This is a genomic window from Pseudomonas sp. R5-89-07, from assembly GCF_003851685.1.
Lineage (GTDB): Bacteria > Pseudomonadota > Gammaproteobacteria > Pseudomonadales > Pseudomonadaceae > Aquipseudomonas.
Window position 1 is genome coordinate 845,541 of sequence record NZ_CP027727.1, and the last position, 18,503, is coordinate 864,043.

An 18,503-nucleotide genomic window follows, 5' to 3' on the forward strand; every position below is an offset into this window, starting at 1 on the left:
CCGGCAATACAGAGTGGATTACTCTGCAGCGCCTTCTTCAGCTTCTGGAGCAACGCGTGGAGCGTGAACGTTGGCAACTGCTTTGTCATCACCGTGAGCCAGTGCAACAAACTCAACGCCTTTAGGAGCCTTGAGGTCGGACAGGTGAACGATGGCGCCGATTTCCAGAGCCGACAGGTCGACTTCGATGAACTCAGGCAGGTCTTTCGGCAGGCAGGTCACTTCGATTTCGTTCAGGACGTGCGAGATTTCGCCGCCTTTCTTGACCGGAGCTTCTTCACCAACAAAGTGCACAGGCACGATAGCGGTCAGTTTCTGGCCAGCTACAACGCGAACGAAGTCAGCGTGCATGATGAACTGCTTGGAAGGGTGACGCTGCATTGCTTTAACGATTACGTTCTGCTTGGCGCCATCGACGTTCAGCTCGATAACGTGGCTGTAGGCCGCTTCGTTTTCGAACAGCTTGGCGATTTCCTTGGCCAGAATGGTCACGGATTCAGCAGGCTTGTTACCACCGTAGACAACGGCTGGGATGTTGGCGGCGTGACGCAGGCGGCGGCTCGCACCTTTCCCCAGGTCAGTACGCGCTTGGGCGTTCAGAGTAAAATCGTTCATGTTGTATCTCCAAAATAGCCATCATCGAGGGGCGTTTGCGACCAGCGCCGAACTCGACATGGGCAAAAAAGCCCCGCCCCAGCGGAATGCTGGGGCGGGGCGCTTTTCGTCAGCTAAATGCTCCGAAGGTTTGACCCTTAGCGGAACATCGCGCTGATCGATTCTTCGTTGCTGATGCGGCGAACCGCTTCGGCAACTACCGGTGCGATATCCAGTTGACGGATACGCGAACAGGCTTGAGCTGCAGCGGACAACGGGATGGTGTTGGTCACCACCAGTTCGTCCAGCATGGAGTTCTCGATGTTCTCGATCGCTCGGCCCGACAGCACAGGGTGTGTGCAGTAGGCGAAGACTTTTGCGGCACCGTGCTCTTTCAAGGCTTTCGCCGCGTGGCACAGGGTGCCGGCGGTGTCGACCATGTCATCAACCAGAATACAGGTACGCCCTTCGACATCACCGATGATATGCATCACTTCAGAGTGATTGGCTTTCTCGCGGCGTTTGTCGATGATACCGAGGTCCACGCCCAGGGATTTGGCAACAGCCCGTGCACGCACGACGCCACCAATGTCCGGGGACACGATCATCAGGTTTTCAAAGCGCTGGTCTTCGATGTCATCCACCAGAACGGGGGAGCCGTAGATGTTATCTACCGGAATATCGAAGAACCCCTGGATTTGGTCAGCGTGCAGGTCAACCGTGAGAACACGGTCGATACCTACCACGGTCAGCATGTCAGCAACGACTTTCGCGCTGATAGCCACACGTGCGGAGCGCGGACGGCGATCCTGACGGGCATAACCAAAGTAAGGGATTACAGCTGTGATTCGAGTCGCTGAGGAGCGGCGGAAGGCATCAGCCATCACGACGAGTTCCATCAGGTTATCGTTGGTCGGAGCGCAGGTCGGCTGAATAATGAATACGTCTTTACCGCGAACGTTTTCATTGATCTCGGCTGTAATTTCGCCGTCGGAGAATTTACCGACAGAGATGTCACCGAGAGGGATATGCAGCTGACGTACGACACGTCGAGCCAGATCGGGGTTGGCATTCCCCGTAAAGACCATCATCTTGGACACGCGCAGTACCTAGAGGCTGAGGGTAACCTGGATGAGTATTAGAAAATGGCAGGGGCGGCTGGATTCGAACCAACGCATGGCAGGATCAAAACCTGCTGCCTTACCGCTTGGCGACGCCCCTGTATCTGTTGCAACGAGTGCCTAACACTCGATTCCTTTTAGAGCAGACTTTGCAGCTTGCGATGCAACATCGAAACGTTGCTTCCCTTTGCTACAAACCCTGTAAGGGTCTCTGTAAGAAGGGCCGAGACTTTATCAGCTTCAGCTTTGCTTGGGAAGCCCCCAAACACACAACTTCCAGTTCCGGTTAATTTTGCTTCGGTAAATTTACCTAACAAATTCAAAGCGTTACGTACCTCTGGATAACGCCTTGCTACAACCGGTAAGCAGTCATTTCGACTGTTTCCCTTGGGAACGGGGCGCACTTTAATGGGAGAAGAGTTACGTGTCAACAACGGATCTGAAAAAATTTCTGCTGTACTTACAGATACTTGCGGCACAAGCACGAGATACCACGGCTCTTCGGGCTCTACGGGGGTGAGTTTCTCCCCCACACCCTCAGCAAATGCGGCATGCCCACGCACGAAAACCGGGACGTCGGCACCGAGTGTGAGGCCCAGTACGGCCAGGCGATCAAGGTCCCAGCCCAGTTGCCACAAGTGGTTGAGCCCGAGCAATGTGGTGGCCGCATTCGAGCTGCCGCCACCGATGCCGCCGCCCATGGGCAGGATTTTATCGATCCAGATATCGATGCCGAGGGGGCAACCGGATTGTTGCTGAAGTTTTTTTGCGGCCTTCACGATCAGATTGCTGTCGTGGGGCACGCCATCGAATTCGGTATGCAGCTTGATCACGCCGTCGTCTCGCACGGCGAAGGTCAGTTCATCGCCGTAGTCGAGAAATTGAAACAGCGTCTGCAACTCGTGGTAGCCGTCTTCACGGCGCCCCAGGATGTGCAGCATCAGGTTGAGTTTGGCGGGGGAGGGTAGCGTGAGTTTTGTGGCGGTCACGTTATTGCCCCAATTTACGCGGTTGCCAGTCCTTGATGACGAGCGTGACGTCAAGGTCGGTGCCGTGCAGTTTGATGCGCTCGGGCAGCCAGTAACCGTTCTGTTGCACATAGCTCAGGTACTCGACCTGCCAGCCATCCTGTTCAAGGGAGGCCAGGCGACTGTCGCCGTTGAGGCTCAAGCGGCTTTTGCTGTCGGGTGCCGGCAGGCCGCGCACCCACCAGACCAGGTGCGACACGGGCAGTTTCCAGCCGATCTGCTGCTCCAGCAGCTCTTCCGGTGACGTCGCTTCGTAACGCCCCTGATTGGCCACTTCAAGGCTCACTTGCCCCGGCCGGCCGGTCAGGCGAGCCGCGCCGCGACCCAGCGGGCCGGACAGACGAATATCGTAATAGTCCTGGCGTTGCAGCCAGAACAGGGTGCCGCTGCCGGAATCCTTCGGTGCACGCACCCCGACCTTGCCCTCGATCTGCCAGCCGTCGATGCTGCTGAGGTGATCCTTGTGCTGTTGCCATTGTGCCGGGTTGCCCTGGCCTTCAACGGATTCGCGGTTGCCTATGCCCGCGCAACCGGCGAGCAGGGCGATGAAGCTGAAAACGATAACGTGGCGCAAGAACATAAGCTTATAGGGTCTCGGATCCGGTCAGGCGCTTGATGGTGCCGCGCAGGATGGGGCTTTCGGGTTGTTCCTTGAGGAATTTTTCCCAGATTTGTCGCGCTTCGCGTTGCTTGCCGTTGGCCCAGAGCACTTCGCCCAGGTGTGCGGCGACTTCCTGGTCTGGAAAGCGCTCCAGCGCCTGGCGCAGCAGGCGCTCGGCCTCGTCGAGGTTGCCCAGGCGGTAATTGACCCAGCCCAGGCTGTCGAGCACGGCCGGGTCTTCGGGGTTGAGCTTATGGGCCTGTTCGATCAGCACTTTGGCTTCGGCATAGCGCGTTGTGCGGTCGGACAAGGTGTAACCCAAGGCGTTAAGGGCCATGGCGTTGTCCGGGTCGCGCTTGATGATCAGGCGCAGGTCTTTTTCCATCTGCGCCAGGTCATTGCGTTTTTCGGCCTGCATGGCGCGGGTGTAAAGCAGGTTCAGGTCGTCGGGGTACTGCAGCAAGGCTTGCTGCAGCAATTTCCAGGCGCGTTCGCCCTGATTGTTGGCCGACAGGGTCTCGGCCTGGATCAGGTACAACTGAATCGCGTAATCCGGCTCGGCATCGCGGGCCGCGGCCAGGCGTTTCTCCGCTTCGTCGGTACGACCGTTGCTCATCAGAATATCGGCCTGGCGCAACTGGGCCGGCAGATAATCATTGCCCGGGCCGACCTGGGCGTACTCAAGCAACGCCGCCTGCGGGTCGTTACGCTCTTCAGCGATGCGGCCCAGATTCAGGTGTGCCGAGTCCACATGGCTTTCGCGCGCGACCAACTCTTCCAGGTAGCCCTTGGCCTCGTCCCAGGCCTTGGCTTCCAGGCACACCAGCGCGAGGGAATAGCGCAATTCGTCGTCGTCCGGGTATTGCTGGACCAGGTTGGCGAACTGCACTTTGGCGTCCTCCATGCGGTCCTGCTCAACCAGCATCCGCGCGTAAGTCAGGCGCAGGCGCTTGTCGTCCGGATATTTCTTGATACTTTTTTCCAGCAGCGGAATCGCTTCCTTGCCGCGGTTGAGGTTCTGCAGCAGGCGTGCGCGCAGCAGGATCGGGGCGATTTCACCGTCTTCCGGCGGGTTCTGCTCCAGCAGCTTGAGCGCGGCGTCGGCTTCATCGTCCTGCTGCAGCAGCAAAGCCTTGCCGAAAATCAGCTGGCTGTTTTTCGGATGCTTTTGCAGCAGGCGGTCGAAACTCTTCATCAGGCCATTGCGCGTGTCCTGATCGGTGTCGGCGGCGGACAGCGCAAGGAAGTCGAAATGCGTGTCGCCCTTGCCCTGCAAGACTTTCTCCATATAGACCATGGAGTCGTCATAGCGCCCGGCGCGTGCCAACTGCACAGCGGCCGCACGTTGGGCTTCGAGGTCTTCCGGGGCGTTTTTCGCCCAGATCAGCGAGGCGTCCAGCGCGGCCTGGTCGGCTCCCAGGTATTCGGCGATGCGAAACGCTCGCTCCGAGATACCGGGATCCTGGGTATTGATCGCCTGGGTCACGTAGTTATCCAAGGCAATATCGAAGCGGTTACGCTGGCCCGCGAGTTCCGCGGTCAGCAGGCTATAGACCGTTTCTTCGCTGAACGAGGAATAAACCTTGGGCTTTTCAGGGGCGGGCGTGTTGTCTTCCACCGGCGGTGTACCGTCCGGCGACACGGGGGCCATGGCCTGGCAGCCGCTGAGGAAGACAAAAGCAAGGAGCAACGCGGAAGATCTATTCATATAGGAAGAGGACGACTAACCTGCGGTCGGATCATCATGACACAAGCCTTCGGCCAAACATAACCGGGGCACTCGGAATACGACTATTGCTGCCTTTTGCCTTTGTAGGAGCGAGCTTGCTCGCGAAGAAGGTCAACGATAACGCGAAAAGCCTGGCACTCAGCGGTGTTCCTGGGTTTTTCGCGAGCAAGCTCGCTCCTACAGGGGCCTTTATAGGCACAACGTATAGGGACAATAGACGACGGTGGTTGTTCTGGATCTTTCGAAGTAGGACAATTGTCGGCTTCCCGACATCATCAGCGATAGTGAATGGCCTTTCTCGCACTCGGTATTAACCACAAGACTGCCTCGGTAGACGTACGCGAGCGCGTAGCGTTTACGCCAGAGCAGTTGGTTGAGGCCTTGCAGCAGCTCTGCCGGCTCACCGACAGCCGCGAAGCTGCAATCCTTTCGACCTGCAATCGCAGCGAGCTTTATATAGAGCAGGAGCATCTGTCTGCCGATGTTGTGCTGCGCTGGCTGGCTGATTACCATCATTTGAGCCTCGATGACCTGCGCGCCAGTGCTTATGTGCACGAAGAAGATGCGGCCGTTCGTCACATGATGCGCGTGGCGTCCGGTCTCGATTCGCTGGTGCTGGGCGAGCCGCAGATTCTTGGCCAGATGAAATCAGCCTATGCCGTGGCCCGCGAGGCCGGCACGGTCGGCCCGCTGTTGGGCCGCCTGTTCCAGGCCACCTTCAATTCCGCCAAGCAGGTGCGCACCGACACCGCCATTGGCGAGAATCCGGTTTCCGTGGCGTTTGCCGCCGTCAGCCTGGCCAAGCAGATCTTCAGCGACTTGCAGCGCAGCCAGGCGTTGCTGATCGGTGCCGGTGAAACCATTACCCTGGTTGCGCGGCACCTGCACGACCTGGGCGTGAAGCGTATCGTGGTGGCCAACCGTACGCTTGAGCGCGCGAGCACCCTGGCCGAGCAGTTCGGCGCGCATGCCGTGCTGCTGTCGGACATTCCTGCCGAGCTGGTGCGCAGCGACATCGTCATCAGCTCCACCGCCAGCCAGTTGCCGATCCTCGGCAAAGGCGCGGTCGAGAGTGCGCTGAAGCTGCGCAAGCACAAGCCGATCTTCATGGTGGACATTGCTGTTCCCCGAGATATCGAGCCTGAAGTCGGCGAGTTGGACGACGTTTACCTCTACAGCGTCGATGATCTGCATGAAGTGGTCGCCGAAAACCTCAAGAGTCGCCAGGGCGCTGCCCAGGCCGCAGAAGAGATGGTCAGCACCGGCGCTGAAGACTTCATGGTGCGCCTGCGCGAACTGGCGGCGGTGGATGTGCTCAAGGCGTATCGTCAGCAGGGCGAACGCCTGCGCGATGAGGAGCTGATCAAGGCCCAGCGGCTGCTGGCCAATGGCAGCAGCGCCGAAGAAGTGCTGATGCAGCTGGCCCGTGGCCTGACCAACAAACTGCTGCATGCTCCCAGCGTACAACTGAAAAAATTGACTGCCGAAGGCCGCCTCGATGCGCTGGCCATGGCTCAGGAACTCTTTGCCCTCGGTGAGGGCGCGTCAGATAGCTCTTCGGATAAAAAACCGCAATGAAAGCGTCACTGCTCAATAAGCTGGATGTGCTCCAGGACCGTTTCGAAGAACTGACCGCCTTGCTCGGCGATGGCGAGATCATCTCCGATCAGACCAAGTTCCGCGCCTATTCCAAGGAATACGCCGAAGTCGAGCCCATCGTGGCCACCTACAAGAATCTGCTCAAAGTGCAGGCCGACCTCGAAGGCGCCCAGGCGCTGCTCAAGGACAGCGACCCCGACATGCGCGAAATGGCCGTGGAAGAGGTTCGCGAGGCCAAGGAAAAGCTCGTCGAGCTGGAAGGCGACCTGCAACGCATGTTGCTGCCCAAAGACCCTAACGACGGACGCAACGTGTTCCTCGAAATTCGCGCCGGCACCGGTGGCGACGAGGCGGCGATCTTCTCCGGCGACCTGTTCCGCATGTACTCGCGCTATGCCGAGCGTCGCGGCTGGCGCGTGGAAATCCTGTCCGAGAATGAAGGCGAGCACGGCGGCTATAAAGAAGTCATCGCGCGGGTCGAGGGCGATAACGTCTACGGCAAGCTGAAGTTCGAATCCGGCGTGCATCGCGTTCAGCGTGTGCCGGCGACCGAGTCCCAGGGCCGTATCCATACGTCGGCGTGTACCGTGGCGGTGTTGCCCGAGCCGGACGAGCAGGAAGCGATCGAGATCAACCCGGCGGACTTGCGCGTCGACACTTACCGCTCGTCGGGCGCGGGCGGCCAGCACGTCAACAAGACCGACTCGGCGATCCGGATCACCCACTTGCCGTCGGGCATCGTGGTGGAGTGCCAGGAAGAACGTTCCCAGCACAAGAACCGTGCACGGGCGATGTCCTGGCTGTCGGCCAAGCTCAATGACCAGCAGACCAGCGCCGCCGCCAACGCGATTGCCAGTGAGCGCAAGCTGCTGGTGGGGTCGGGCGACCGCTCCGAGCGCATCCGCACCTACAACTTTGCCCAGGGCCGGGTCACCGACCACCGGGTCAACCTCACCCTGTATTCCCTCGATGAAATTCTCGCCGGTGGCGTTGATGCGGTGATCGAGCCGCTGCTCGCCGAATACCAGGCCGATCAATTGGCGGCGATAGGTGAATAAAAAATGACCATCATTGCCAGCCTGTTGCGTGCCGCTGACCTGCCCGACTCGCCCACCGCGCGCCTGGATGCCGAACTGCTGCTGGCCGCTGCCCTGGGCAAGTCCCGCAGTTACTTGCACACCTGGCCGGAAAAAATCGTCAGCAGCGAGCATGCGCTGACGTTTGCCGGGTACCTGCAACGCCGTCGCGGCGGTGAGCCGGTGGCTTATATCCTCGGCCAGCAAGGCTTCTGGAAGCTGGACCTGGAGGTCGCGCCGCACACGCTGATTCCGCGTCCGGATACCGAGTTGCTGGTGGAAGCCGCTCTGGAACTGTTGCCCGCCACGCCCGCCACGGTCCTGGACCTGGGCACCGGCAGCGGAGCTATCGCTTTGGCCCTGGCCAGTGAACGCCCGATGTGGAAGGTCACCGCCGTCGATCGCGTGCTGGAAGCCGTGGCCCTGGCCGAGCGCAACCGCCAGCGGCTGCACCTCAATAACGCGGTGGTGCTCAACAGTCATTGGTTCAGCGCGCTGCAAGGCGATACCTATGACCTGATCATCAGCAACCCGCCGTATATCGCCGCCAACGATCCCCACCTGGCCGCGGGCGACGTGCGCTTCGAACCGTCCAGTGCCCTGGTGGCCGGCCATGACGGGCTGGACGACCTGCGCCTGATCATCAAACAGGCCCCGGCCCATTTGCAGGCCGGTGGCCGTCTGTTGCTGGAGCATGGTTACGACCAGGCCCCGGCCGTGCGCGACCTGCTGCTCAGTGAAGGCTTTGACGAGGTGCACAGCCGCATCGACCTCGGCGGCCATGAACGCATCACCTTGGGACGCCGCCCGTGCTGACCGACCACGAACTGTTGCGCTACAGCCGGCAGATTCTGTTGCAGCATGTGGACATCGAAGGCCAGTTGCGCTTGAAAAACAGCCGCGCGTTGATCGTCGGCCTGGGTGGGCTGGGCGCGCCGGTCGCGCTGTACCTGGCCGCTGCTGGGGTAGGCGAGTTGCACCTGGCGGATTTCGACACGGTCGACCTGACCAACCTGCAACGCCAGATCATCCACGACACCCACAGCGTCGGGCAGACGAAGGTCGATTCGGCCATGGGGCGGCTGAGCGCCATCAATCCCGAGATTTCGCTGCTCGCCCATCGCACCGCGCTGGATGCCGATTCGTTGGCATCGGCCGTCGCCGCCGTCGACGTGGTGCTCGATTGCAGCGACAACTTCTCTACCCGCGAAGCGGTCAACGCCGCCTGTGTTGCCGCCGGCAAGCCCTTGATCAGCGGCGCCGCGATTCGCCTGGAAGGGCAATTGTCGGTGTTCGACCCGCGTCGCCCCGACAGCCCGTGCTACCACTGCTTGTATGGGCATGGCAGCGACACCGAACTGACCTGCAGCGAAGCCGGCGTGGTCGGCCCTTTGGTAGGGCTGGTCGGCAGCCTGCAAGCGTTGGAAGCCTTGAAGCTGTTGGCCGGTTTTGGTGAGCCGCTGGTTGGGCGCTTGTTGCTGGTCGACGCGTTGACCTCGCGGTTTCGTGAGTTGCGCGTCAAGCGCGATCCGGGCTGCAGCGTATGCGGGACGCAACATGGTTGAGAACGCGCCCATCGGTGTGTTCGATTCCGGTGTCGGCGGCTTGTCGGTGCTGGATGAAATCCAGCAGCTGTTACCCCACGAATCGCTGCTCTACGTGGCCGATTGCGGGCATATTCCCTACGGCGAGAAAACCCCGGCCTTCATCCGTGAGCGCTCGCGGCGGGTCGCCGAGTTCTTTCGCGAACAGGGGGCCAAGGCGTTTGTGATTGCCTGTAACACCGCGACGGTCGCCGCCGTGGCCGATTTGCGCCAGGACTACCCCGAATGGCCCTTGGTCGGCATGGAACCCGCGGTAAAGCCGGCAGCGGCGGCGACGCGCAGCGGCGTGGTCGGCGTGCTGGCCACCACCGGCACCCTGCAAAGCGCCAAGTTCGCCGCCTTGCTCGACCGCTTTGCCACCGACGTGCGGGTGATTACCCAACCGTGTCCGGGCCTGGTGGAACTCATTGAAACCGGCGATCTGAACAGCCGGGCCCTGTGCCAGTTATTGCAGGGTTATATCGAACCGCTGCTCAGCGCCGGTTGCGACACCATCATCCTCGGCTGTACCCATTACCCTTTCCTCAAGCCACTTTTGGCGCAGATGCTACCGCCGAGCATCATCCTGATCGACACCGGCGCCGCCGTCGCACGCCAGCTCAAGCGTTTGCTGGGCGAGCGCGACTTGCTGGCCAGCGGCGCACCCGTGCCTGCGCAGTTCTGGACCAGCGGCGATGTGTACCACCTCAGAAATATCCTACCGACACTTTGGAAACATCCTGGAGTTGTGCGAAGCTTCGGCTCGTGAAAATTTCGTGAAATCTCGCTGAACTTCTGACTCTACGCCAGCTTCTATAGCGAGATAGCCTGTAAATAACCAACAACTTCGTTCGCAAAGGTAGTTTCTATGAAGCGCTTGTTCTGTATGGCTGCTATTGCGGCTGTGATGGTGGGACACTCTATTACCACCCAGGCCGCTGGCCTGGAGTTCGGGCTGGGCAGCACCAGCGACTCGACGCTGACCTACCGCCTGGGCCTGACCTCGGATTGGGATAAAAGCTGGGTGCAAAGCAACGTCGGTCGCCTGACGGGCTACTGGAGCGGCGCTTACACCTATTGGGAAGGTGACGAGCGTGCAGGCGCCAGCAGCCTGTCGTTCTCGCCGGTGTTTGTGTATGAGTTCGCCGGAGAGTCGGTCAAGCCTTACATCGAGGCCGGGATCGGGGTGGCGTTGTTCTCTCGCACCAGGCTGGAAGACAACAACATCGGCCAGTCCTTTCAGTTCGAAGACCGCCTGGGTTTCGGCCTGCGGTTTGCCGGTGGACATGAAGTGGGTATTCGCGCCACGCACTATTCCAACGCCGGAATCAGCAGCAATAACGATGGGGTAGAAAGCTACTCGCTGCACTACACCATGCCGCTGTAACGTTTAAGAAACACCGAAAAACCAATGTGGGAGGGGGCAAGCCCCCTCCCACATTTGGATCTTCATGCATTTCAGTCTCAGCGGTAGACCGTGGCAATGCCTTTGCGCTCTTCCAGGCACTCCGGCGCCCCCATCTCGAACTCCCGACATATCAACGGTCGAAGCTCATAAATCGTGCACATCATCGTGTCCCGGTCCAACGCCGCACACCACCCATCGTCCAGGCGCAGCATCACTTCGCCGCCCCAGTCATCGGTATCGATATAGCGCTGCGGCACGCCGGTGTCGGTGATCAGCATCACTTCCAACTGGCAGCAGCAGGCCGCGCACGTCGAGCAGGTGACGGCGGGTTCGGTGATTTGAGTGTGAGGGATGTTGGTCATAGGCGCGCAGTGTAAGCCAAGCAGGCGAAGCGCGTATGAATGCTCGACGGGCGTCAGTGCGCCAGCCGATGCAGCCCAACGAACACCGCGGCCCAGAGTAGCCCCAGCCCGGCCATTGTCGGCCCCAGGGCATAGCCAAACTGCACATCGGCCAATTGGCTACCGGCGTAATACGATAACGGCCCACCCACGGCGCCCAGCAGGGCGGCGCGCCACCAGGGACGGGCAGTCCAGGCCAGGCAGTGGCGCAAGGTGGTGGCCAGCAATGCCCACAGCAGCATCAGCCAGAACGGAATCAACGGCCCCGGCTCGCTGAAATGGAAAACCCCCAGCGTGCGCAGCAGTGTGTCGAGCACCGTGCCCGCGAGTGTCACGCTGACGATCAGCGCACCGTCATCGGCCAGCGAAATTATCCACAGCAGGTTGACCACCAATACCGCCAGCCCCGCCAGCAACCAGGGGCCATCGCCGCCGAGCACACAGGCAAACCAGCCGCATTGGAACAGCGCCGCATTGGCCAGGGTTTTAAGCACTGAAACGCCCTAGCAACGGCGGGTTGATCGCAGCCGGCTTGGCCAGCAGTAACTGCGCGGTGCCAATCGTGCGCTCCATGAAGCCGCCCTCGCAGTAGCAAAGATAGAATTCCCACAGGCGTAGGAAGTATTCGTCGTAGCCCAGCTCGGCGAGACGGCCATGGGCGCGGCGAAAATTCTCATGCCACAGGCGCAGGGTTCGCGCGTAATGCAGGCCGAAATCTTCCATGTGCAGCAGGTTCATGTCGGTGTCACGGCACACGATCTGCAGCATGTTTTGCACGCTGGGCAGGGCGCCACCGGGGAAGATGTAGCGCTGGATGAAGTCGACGCTGTTCTTGGCTTGCTCATAGCGTTGTTCGCGGATGGTGATGGCTTGCAGCAGCATCAGGCCGTCGGGCTTGAGCAAATGTGCACACTGCTTGAAATACGTAGGCAGGAAGCGATGGCCCACCGCTTCGATCATTTCGATGGACACCAGCTTGTCATACTCACCGGTAAGGTCGCGGTAATCCTGCAGCAGCAATGTCACCTGATCCTGCAGGCCCAACGCCTCGATGCGCTTGGCGGTGTAGGCAAATTGCTCTTTGGACAAGGTGGTTGTAGTGACCTTGCAACCATAGTGCTGCGCCGCATACAGCGCCATGCTGCCCCAGCCGGTGCCGATTTCCAGCAGGTGATCGGTGGGTTTGAGCGACAGTTTCTGGCAGATGCGTTCCAGTTTATTCAGTTGCGCCTGCTCAAGAGTGTCGTCGGGGGTCAGAAACTGCGCCGCCGAATACATCATGGTCGGATCAAGGAATTCCTCGAACAGGTCGTTGCCCAGGTCGTAATGGGCCGCGATGTTTTTCTGCGAGCCTTTGCGCGTATTGCGGTTAAGCCAGTGCAGGCCCTGGGTGAACGGTCGCGCCAGACGTGCCAGGCCACCCTCCATCGCATCGAGCACGTCCAGGTTGCTGACCATCACGCGCACCACGGCGGTCAGGTCCGGGCTGCTCCAGTAGCCATGGATAAACGCTTCGCCGGCGCCGATCGAACCGTTGGCGGCCACCAGGCCCCACACTGCCGAGTCGAGGATCTGGATTTCACCCAACAGGTGCGCTTCCCGTGCGCCGTACACTTGTCGCTCGCCGTCCTCGACGATCACCAATTGGCCATGGCGCAATTGGCTGAGTTGGCGCAACACGCCCTTGCGCAACAGCGCAGCGGTCATGCCGTTGACGTTCAGGCGATTAGCCTTGACCGATAAGCTAGGGGATTTCATGGCGGCGATCCTTGGTATACCCGACTGCGGTGCTGGAGACGCCATCGGCGGCCCGGTGGGAAAAAATCGGTGAGCGTTTGAGCAACAGGCGCAGGGCCTGCCAGTAAATCGCGAGGCAGGTCTTGGCGGTCATCCACGGAAAGCGCCATAGATAACGATGCAGGCTGGCGCGGCTCAGGGCTTCCTTTTGCAGGCTCAAGGTAGCGTCGAAAACTTTATGCGCACCTTGCCAGTCGGCCATGTGCACGCCGAGTCTGGCGGCGGGCGGGCTAAAGCTCATGCGGTATTCCAGGTCGCGCGGCAAGAAGGGCGACACATGGAACGCCTTGGCCACGGCAAAATGCTGGTGCTCATCGCCAGCCAGCGCCTGGGCCGGCAGCACATAGTGATAGCGCTCGCGCCACGGTGTGTTGGTGACTTCGCACAGGATCGCCGCCAGCTGCCCATCAGCCTCGAAACAGTAGAAGAAGCTCACCGGATTGAACGCCAGGCCCCAGCTGCGGGCCTGAGTCAGCAGGCAGATCGTGCCCTGCGGCGTACGCCCGAGGGCCTTGCCGACTTCGTGGCGTACCGCATCGCTCAAACTCATGCCTTGGCGGGTGAATTGGCGCAGGTAATCCTGCTGGCGAAAGCCGAACGGCGCCAGGCGACTCGCGCCGGCCAGGGGCGAGAGCCCGAGCACGGCGTCCTGTTCGCTGAGGTCCAGGTACAGCAGGCCGATGCGATAGCGAAACGCATGGGCCTTGGGCGAAAACCGCCGATGGGCGATCCAGCCGCTGTACAGGGCGCTGTTCACAGGGTTTCCCCAAAGGCCTGTGCCACGCGCAGGGCGCTGACCACGCCGTCTTCATGGAAACCGTTGGCCCAGTAGGCGCCACAGTAGAAGGTGTTGTGTGCGCCATGCAACTCTTCCCAGCGCGCCTGCGCAGCCACCCCCGCCAGGCTGTATTGCGGATGGGCGTAGGTGTAGCGCGCGAGGATTTTCAGTGGGTTGATCATCGGCGTCTGGTTGAGGCTGACGCAAAAGGTGGTAGCGCTGTCGATGCCTTGCAGGATGTTCATGTCATAGGTGACGGCGGCCTGATGCTGTTGATGGCCGGTCAGCCGGTAGTTCCAACTGGCCCAGGCCAGCTTGCGGTCGGGCAGCAGTCGCGTGTCGGTGTGCAGCACCACGTCGTTGTCGGCATAGGGCAGGGCGCCGAGGATCTGCTGTTCGGCTTCGCTTGGGTCGGCGAGCAAGGCCAGAGCCTGGTCGCTGTGGCAGGCGAAGACCACGCGGTCGAACGCCTCGCTGCCCGCCGGGCTGTGGATAACCACGCCGTCGTCGGTGCGCTGCACCTTATGCACAGGGCAGTTGAGGCGCACCTGTTCGCGAAAGCTGCGGCTCAGCGGTTCGATATAGCTGCTGGAGCCGCCTTCGATCACGCACCATTGCGGGCGATTGCTCACCGACAGCAGGCCGTGGTTCTTGAAGAAGCGCACGAAGAACTGCAACGGAAAGCCAAGCATGTCGGCCAACGACATCGACCAGATCGCCGCGCCCATCGGCACGATGTAGTGCTGGATAAAACGCGGGCCATAACCGCCGGCGTCGAGGTAGTCGCCAAGGGTCATGTCCGCCTTGATGCGCTGCTCTTGCAGGTCCAGCGGCGCCTGGCGGTTGAAACGCAGGATATCGCGCAGCATGCCCCAGAACCCCGGCGACAGGATGTTGCGGCGCTGGGCAAACAAACTGTTGAGGTTATTGCCGTTGTATTCGAAGCCGGTGCTCTGGTCGCATACCGAAAAGCTCATCTCGGTGGGTTTGAACCGCACCCCGATCTGCCCCAGCAGGCGGATGAAATTCGGGTAGGTCCAGTCGTTGAACACGATGAAACCGGTGTCCACCGCATAGCGCTGGCCCTCGACCGTGACGTTGGCCGTATGGGTGTGTCCGCCCAGGCAGTCACCCGCTTCGAACAGCGTGATGTCGTGGCGCCGACTGAGCAGGTAGGCGCTGGTCAGCCCGGCGATGCCGCTGCCGATAATGGCGATCTTCACAGGTCGTCCTTTTGCGGCGGCGGACTGCGCAACATGCGCTTGCCGATGATCAGTTGGGCACGGTTAGGCAGCTTCGACAGCGGCCATAAAGTGGCGATGAACATGGCTGGAAAGGCAATCTCCAGTGGGCGCTTTTCCAGCTTGGCGAAGATATGCCTGGCCGCCTTGTCGGCCGACCAGCTCAACGGCATCGGGAAGTCATTGCGTTCGGTCAGCGGGGTATCGACAAACCCCGGGCTGATCACCGTGACGTCGATATTCTCCGGCGACAGGCCAATACGCAGGGATTCGAACAGGTAGCGCAGGCCCGCCTTCGATGCACCGTAGGCTTCGGCACGCGGCATGGGCAGGTAGGTCACGGCGCTGGCCACGCCCACCAGGTGCGGCGTACGCCCGGCCCGCAAGAGTGGCAGTGCGGCTTCAATGCAATAACTGCTGGCCAGCAGGTTGGTGCGCACCACGTGTTCGATGATCGACGCATCGAATTGCCTGGCGTCGACATATTCACAGGTGCCCGCGTTGAGGATCACTGTGTCCAGGCTGCCCCAGGTTTCGCCGATCCGCTCACCGATCTCGCGTACGGTCTGGCTGTTGGTCAAGTCGCCGGCCACCACCAGCACTTGCCCCGGAAAACGCTGGGCGAGGGCTTCCAGTGGGCCTTTGGTGCGCGAGCTGAGCGCCACGTGGGCGCCGCTGTTGAGCAATTCCACGGCCAGCGCGGCACCGATGCCACTGCTGGCGCCGGTCAACCAATAACGACGGGGCGGTATCGGGCTCATCCCATTCTCCTTTTCAGCCAACTGATGACGCCACCGAGGACCGGCACATGTTCATAAAGCAGCGCGCCGACATCGAAATAATCGCGATGTCGATACACCTTGTCGCGCCACATCAAGTGGGAACAACCGGGCACCTGGATCAGCTTGCCACCCGCCAGGCGCGGGTGACGAAAACTCATGGTCCAGCGCAGGTAGCCTTCGCCTTCGGCCGTTTGGTCGAAGCCGTGAAAATCAAAGCCAAGCTGGCTGACGTTGCTGTACAGCTGGGCAAAGTAGCGATGCAGTTGCGGCAAACCGTGGACTTCATGCAGCGGGTCGGCAAATACGATGTCCTCGCTGTACAGGCTGTCGAGCAGGTGCAGGTTGTGCTTGTCCAGCGTAGCGAAGGTGTGGCCGAAGCGGCGCAGGAAGTCACTCATGTTCGGCCATCTCCTGACGCGCGGGCAGGCTGCGAAAGGCAGCAAGGGCGCGCTCGCGGGACTTTTTCAAGTCGACGATGGCGCTCGGGTAATCGGCCACGCCGAACAGGCCACCGGCTGCATGCGGGTTGTGCACGTCCTTTTTATTCAATGCGGCCAACTCCGGCAGCCAGTGCTTGATGAACAGGCCTTCGCTGTCGAATTTTTCCGACTGGCTCAGCGGGCTGAAAATCCGGAAGTACGGCGCCGAATCGGTACCCGTCGACGAACTCCACTGCCAGCCGCCGTTATTGGCCGCCAGGTCGCCGTCGATCAGGTGGCGCATGAAGAAGCGCTCGCCCTCGCGCCAGTCGATCAGCAGATTCTTGGTCAGGAACATTGCCACCACCATGCGCAGGCGGTTGTGCATCCAGCCGGTTTCGAGCAGTTGGCGCATCGCCGCATCGATGATCGGCAAGCCGGTACGCGCTTGCTGCCAGGCGGCGAGGTCCTTGGGCGCATCACGCCAGGCCACGGCCTCGGTTTCGGGGCGGAATGCACGGTGGCGCGAAACCCGCGGGTAGCCCACCAGGATGTGCTTGTAGAACTCGCGCCACAGCAGTTCGTTGATCCAGGTGATCGTGCCGACGTCGCCGCTTTCGAACTCGCCCTGGTTGGACTGCAACGCAGCGTGCAGGCACTGGCGTGGCGACACCACTCCGGCGGCAAGGTAGGCCGACAGCTGGCTGGTACCGGGCTTGGCGGGAAAGTCGCGTTCGTCTTTGTAGTAGCTGATCTGCTCATCCGCGAAGGCGTCAAGGCGGCGGCGCGCTTCGTCTTCACCGGCGGGCCACAGTGCTCGCAAGGTTTCGCTGGGCGGCGCGAAACCTTCAACGTTGGTGGGGATGGCATCGCTTTTCAGTTCAAGGCGGGCCTGGGCCTTGGGGCTTGCCACCAGGCGCGGCAAGGCGCTGTGCAAGCGGGTGTAGCAGACCTTGCGGAACTGGCTGAACACCTGGAAGTAAGTGCCGGACTTGGTCAGCACGCTGCCCGGCTGGAAGAACAGCTGGTCCAGGTAACGGTGGAAGGTCACGCCTTGGGCTTCCAGCGCCTGGGCCACCGCGCTGTCGCGCCGGCTCTCGTGGATACCGTATTCGTCGTTGACGTGCACCGATTCCACCTTGAGCTCCCGACTCAGCTGGCTCAGTACGTCCGGTACCTGGTCCCAGGTGGCGGCTTGGCGGATCAGCAGCGGGATGTTCAGTTCTCCGAGCGCTTGGCTCAGCGCTCGCAGGTTGCGCAGCCAGAAATCGACCTTGCACGGCGCGTCATCGTGGGCCAGCCATTGTTGCGGCGTGATCAGGTAAACGGCCGCGACCGGGCCTCGCTGGCTGGCGGCAGTCAGGGCGGTGTTGTCGTGAAGGCGCAGGTCGGTGCGCAGCCAGATCAAGTGCATTTAGACAATTCCACGCTGGATCAATATCTGGTGGGCCGACAACGGGTCTTCGGCGACGGACAACTCGGGGAAGTCAGTGGTTAATACGGCTAACTCGGCTTGGTGGATGCATACCGTTGGTCCGGCAATCAGCAGTGGGCAGCCCACGCCGGCCAGCAGTTTTTTGAGGGCCGGTACCTGCAGCGCCTTGCTTGAATACAGCAGCACGGCACGCGGTTGCAGATGCTCTACCGCCAGGGCCAGCTCGCCGGCCGGCAGCGGCCAGTCGAACACCTCCACCGGGCAGTCGGCGCTGCTGGCCAACCAGGCACTGAGCCACAAGTGCGGCTCCAGCGGTAAATCGGAGTGGTTGACCAAGAGCAGCGGTGCACCCTGGAGTTGGCGATTGTTGTGATAGATCCGCGCGCCAAATTTGCTGCGCAGCCATGACAGGAAAAACACCCGCTCCATCTGCGCGCCGAATTGACCCTGCCACTTCTGTTCAAGCTCGCTCAGCAGCGGCAGCAGCAACTGCTCGCACAGGGTGCGTGGCGGGTAGAGCGCCATGGCCTGGTTGAAGGCATCGTCGACCCGGCGTTCAGCCAGTTCGCCGATGGCATTCACCAGGGCCTGGCGCAGGGCGTGCCATTCGCTTTCCATCGATTCGGGGTTGGCCTGGGCGGAGTCGATCAAGCCTTTGACCTGGCTGACCGGCACGCCTCGATTGAGCCAGGTGAGAATGGCGTGAATGCGTTGCACATGTTCGGCGCTGAACAACCGATGCCCCTTGGGCGTGCGCTGGGGCACGATCAAGCCGTAACGGCGCTCCCACGCGCGCAGGGTCACGGCGTTGACGCCGGTCTGGCGCGCCACCTCGCGGATCGGCAGCCAGCCATTTTTCAGGGCCAGGGCGATGTCTTCGCCGGGTTCGTCTTGCAGAGCAGCTTTCATGG

20 protein-coding genes and 1 tRNA gene are annotated in these 18,503 nt (G+C 61.1%); 6 read left to right on the forward strand and 15 right to left on the reverse strand.

The window, feature by feature from the left end; translation table 11 throughout:
- Positions 1 to 18 precede the first annotated feature (18 nt).
- From C4J94_RS03675 to C4J94_RS03700, 6 genes are all read right to left on the reverse strand, one after another.
- Entirely contained in the window at positions 19 to 615 is a 597-nt protein-coding gene (locus C4J94_RS03675; RefSeq protein WP_124385026.1) for a 50S ribosomal protein L25/general stress protein Ctc, read from the reverse strand.
- A 137-nt stretch (positions 616 to 752) separates the two neighbouring features.
- Positions 753 to 1,694, reverse strand: coding sequence for a ribose-phosphate pyrophosphokinase (locus tag C4J94_RS03680; protein ID WP_003208392.1), 942 nt, complete (start codon positions 1,692 to 1,694; stop codon positions 753 to 755).
- A 46-nt stretch (positions 1,695 to 1,740) separates the two neighbouring features.
- Positions 1,741 to 1,815: transfer RNA gene (locus tag C4J94_RS03685), tRNA-Gln, on the reverse strand.
- A 37-nt stretch (positions 1,816 to 1,852) separates the two neighbouring features.
- The gene (ispE, locus tag C4J94_RS03690) at positions 1,853 to 2,704 is read right to left on the reverse strand and encodes a 4-(cytidine 5'-diphospho)-2-C-methyl-D-erythritol kinase (protein ID WP_124385027.1); all 852 of its coding nucleotides are present in this window, start codon (positions 2,702 to 2,704) and stop codon (positions 1,853 to 1,855) included.
- Position 2,705: 1 nt separating this feature from the next.
- On the reverse strand, positions 2,706 to 3,323 hold the full coding sequence (gene lolB / locus C4J94_RS03695; protein ID WP_124385028.1) for a lipoprotein insertase outer membrane protein LolB: 618 nt from the start codon (positions 3,321 to 3,323) through the stop codon (positions 2,706 to 2,708).
- A 4-nt stretch (positions 3,324 to 3,327) separates the two neighbouring features.
- Positions 3,328 to 5,052: a tetratricopeptide repeat protein gene (locus C4J94_RS03700; RefSeq protein WP_124385029.1), complete on the reverse strand. Its 1,725-nt coding sequence runs from the start codon at positions 5,050 to 5,052 to the stop codon at positions 3,328 to 3,330.
- A 309-nt stretch (positions 5,053 to 5,361) separates the two neighbouring features.
- On the opposite strand from C4J94_RS03700, the gene hemA reads away from it, so the two are divergent.
- From hemA to C4J94_RS03735, 6 genes are all read left to right on the forward strand, one after another.
- Entirely contained in the window at positions 5,362 to 6,651 is a 1,290-nt protein-coding gene (gene hemA / locus C4J94_RS03710; protein ID WP_124385031.1) for a glutamyl-tRNA reductase, read from the forward strand.
- A complete protein-coding gene (prfA, locus tag C4J94_RS03715) occupies positions 6,648 to 7,730 on the forward strand; it encodes a peptide chain release factor 1 (RefSeq protein ID WP_124385032.1) in 1,083 nt (360 codons plus the stop codon). Before hemA ends, prfA begins: the two co-directional genes overlap by 4 nt.
- Positions 7,731 to 7,733: 3 nt before the next feature.
- Complete coding sequence (prmC, locus tag C4J94_RS03720) at positions 7,734 to 8,564, forward strand: peptide chain release factor N(5)-glutamine methyltransferase (RefSeq protein ID WP_124385033.1); 831 nt, start codon at positions 7,734 to 7,736, stop codon at positions 8,562 to 8,564.
- A complete protein-coding gene (locus C4J94_RS03725) occupies positions 8,558 to 9,313 on the forward strand; it encodes a molybdopterin-synthase adenylyltransferase MoeB (RefSeq protein ID WP_124385034.1) in 756 nt (251 codons plus the stop codon). Before prmC ends, C4J94_RS03725 begins: the two co-directional genes overlap by 7 nt.
- Positions 9,306 to 10,100 (forward strand): glutamate racemase, encoded by a 795-nt coding sequence (murI, locus tag C4J94_RS03730; protein WP_124385035.1) that lies wholly within the window; start codon positions 9,306 to 9,308, stop codon positions 10,098 to 10,100. The genes C4J94_RS03725 and murI overlap by 8 nt, the downstream gene beginning before the upstream one ends.
- Before the next feature lie 99 nt (positions 10,101 to 10,199).
- Complete coding sequence (locus tag C4J94_RS03735) at positions 10,200 to 10,718, forward strand: acyloxyacyl hydrolase (RefSeq protein WP_124385036.1); 519 nt, start codon at positions 10,200 to 10,202, stop codon at positions 10,716 to 10,718.
- A gap of 77 nt (positions 10,719 to 10,795) precedes the next feature.
- Here the strand turns inward: C4J94_RS03735 and C4J94_RS03740 are convergent, their stop codons facing one another.
- The 9 genes from C4J94_RS03740 to C4J94_RS03780 are packed head-to-tail and all read right to left on the reverse strand — an operon-like array spanning position 10,796 to position 18,501.
- Entirely contained in the window at positions 10,796 to 11,101 is a 306-nt protein-coding gene (locus C4J94_RS03740; RefSeq protein ID WP_124385037.1) for a YkgJ family cysteine cluster protein, read from the reverse strand.
- Positions 11,102 to 11,154: 53 nt separating this feature from the next.
- The gene (locus tag C4J94_RS03745) at positions 11,155 to 11,634 is read right to left on the reverse strand and encodes a DUF2878 domain-containing protein (protein ID WP_124385038.1); all 480 of its coding nucleotides are present in this window, start codon (positions 11,632 to 11,634) and stop codon (positions 11,155 to 11,157) included.
- Positions 11,627 to 12,898 carry a cyclopropane-fatty-acyl-phospholipid synthase family protein gene (locus C4J94_RS03750; protein WP_124385039.1) on the reverse strand — a complete coding sequence of 424 codons (1,272 nt, stop codon included), beginning with the start codon at positions 12,896 to 12,898 and terminating at the stop codon, positions 11,627 to 11,629. The genes C4J94_RS03745 and C4J94_RS03750 overlap by 8 nt, the downstream gene beginning before the upstream one ends.
- Positions 12,885 to 13,694 carry a DUF1365 domain-containing protein gene (locus tag C4J94_RS03755; RefSeq protein ID WP_124385040.1) on the reverse strand — a complete coding sequence of 270 codons (810 nt, stop codon included), beginning with the start codon at positions 13,692 to 13,694 and terminating at the stop codon, positions 12,885 to 12,887. The genes C4J94_RS03750 and C4J94_RS03755 overlap by 14 nt, the downstream gene beginning before the upstream one ends.
- The gene (locus tag C4J94_RS03760) at positions 13,691 to 14,938 is read right to left on the reverse strand and encodes an NAD(P)/FAD-dependent oxidoreductase (protein WP_124385041.1); all 1,248 of its coding nucleotides are present in this window, start codon (positions 14,936 to 14,938) and stop codon (positions 13,691 to 13,693) included. Before C4J94_RS03760 ends, C4J94_RS03755 begins: the two co-directional genes overlap by 4 nt.
- Positions 14,935 to 15,717: an SDR family oxidoreductase gene (locus C4J94_RS03765; RefSeq protein WP_124385042.1), complete on the reverse strand. Its 783-nt coding sequence runs from the start codon at positions 15,715 to 15,717 to the stop codon at positions 14,935 to 14,937. Before C4J94_RS03765 ends, C4J94_RS03760 begins: the two co-directional genes overlap by 4 nt.
- The gene (locus tag C4J94_RS03770) at positions 15,714 to 16,136 is read right to left on the reverse strand and encodes a nuclear transport factor 2 family protein (protein WP_124385043.1); all 423 of its coding nucleotides are present in this window, start codon (positions 16,134 to 16,136) and stop codon (positions 15,714 to 15,716) included. Before C4J94_RS03770 ends, C4J94_RS03765 begins: the two co-directional genes overlap by 4 nt.
- Positions 16,129 to 17,571, reverse strand: coding sequence for a deoxyribodipyrimidine photo-lyase (gene phrB, locus C4J94_RS03775; protein ID WP_124385044.1), 1,443 nt, complete (start codon positions 17,569 to 17,571; stop codon positions 16,129 to 16,131). The genes C4J94_RS03770 and phrB overlap by 8 nt, the downstream gene beginning before the upstream one ends.
- On the reverse strand, positions 17,572 to 18,501 hold the full coding sequence (locus tag C4J94_RS03780; RefSeq protein WP_124385045.1) for a MerR family transcriptional regulator: 930 nt from the start codon (positions 18,499 to 18,501) through the stop codon (positions 17,572 to 17,574).
- Positions 18,502 to 18,503 lie beyond the last annotated feature (2 nt).

Bases quoted from the DNA above. Each gene is read 5' to 3' on its own strand.
- C4J94_RS03750 (WP_124385039.1), bottom strand. From the start codon at position 12,898: ATGAAATCCCCTAGCTTATCGGTCAAGGCTAATCGCCTGAACGTCAAC.
- C4J94_RS03765 (WP_124385042.1), bottom strand. From the start codon at position 15,717: ATGAGCCCGATACCGCCCCGTCGTTATTGGTTGACCGGCGCCAGCAGT.
- C4J94_RS03700 (WP_124385029.1), bottom strand. From the start codon at position 5,052: ATGAATAGATCTTCCGCGTTGCTCCTTGCTTTTGTCTTCCTCAGCGGC.
- lolB (WP_124385028.1), bottom strand. From the start codon at position 3,323: ATGTTCTTGCGCCACGTTATCGTTTTCAGCTTCATCGCCCTGCTCGCC.
- murI (WP_124385035.1), top strand. From the start codon at position 9,306: ATGGTTGAGAACGCGCCCATCGGTGTGTTCGATTCCGGTGTCGGCGGC.
- hemA (WP_124385031.1), top strand. From the start codon at position 5,362: ATGGCCTTTCTCGCACTCGGTATTAACCACAAGACTGCCTCGGTAGAC.
- prmC (WP_124385033.1), top strand. From the start codon at position 7,734: ATGACCATCATTGCCAGCCTGTTGCGTGCCGCTGACCTGCCCGACTCG.
- C4J94_RS03770 (WP_124385043.1), bottom strand. From the start codon at position 16,136: ATGAGTGACTTCCTGCGCCGCTTCGGCCACACCTTCGCTACGCTGGAC.
- C4J94_RS03780 (WP_124385045.1), bottom strand. From the start codon at position 18,501: ATGAAAGCTGCTCTGCAAGACGAACCCGGCGAAGACATCGCCCTGGCC.
- prfA (WP_124385032.1), top strand. From the start codon at position 6,648: ATGAAAGCGTCACTGCTCAATAAGCTGGATGTGCTCCAGGACCGTTTC.
- C4J94_RS03735 (WP_124385036.1), top strand. From the start codon at position 10,200: ATGAAGCGCTTGTTCTGTATGGCTGCTATTGCGGCTGTGATGGTGGGA.
- C4J94_RS03675 (WP_124385026.1), bottom strand. From the start codon at position 615: ATGAACGATTTTACTCTGAACGCCCAAGCGCGTACTGACCTGGGGAAA.
- phrB (WP_124385044.1), bottom strand. From the start codon at position 17,571: ATGCACTTGATCTGGCTGCGCACCGACCTGCGCCTTCACGACAACACC.
- C4J94_RS03740 (WP_124385037.1), bottom strand. From the start codon at position 11,101: ATGACCAACATCCCTCACACTCAAATCACCGAACCCGCCGTCACCTGC.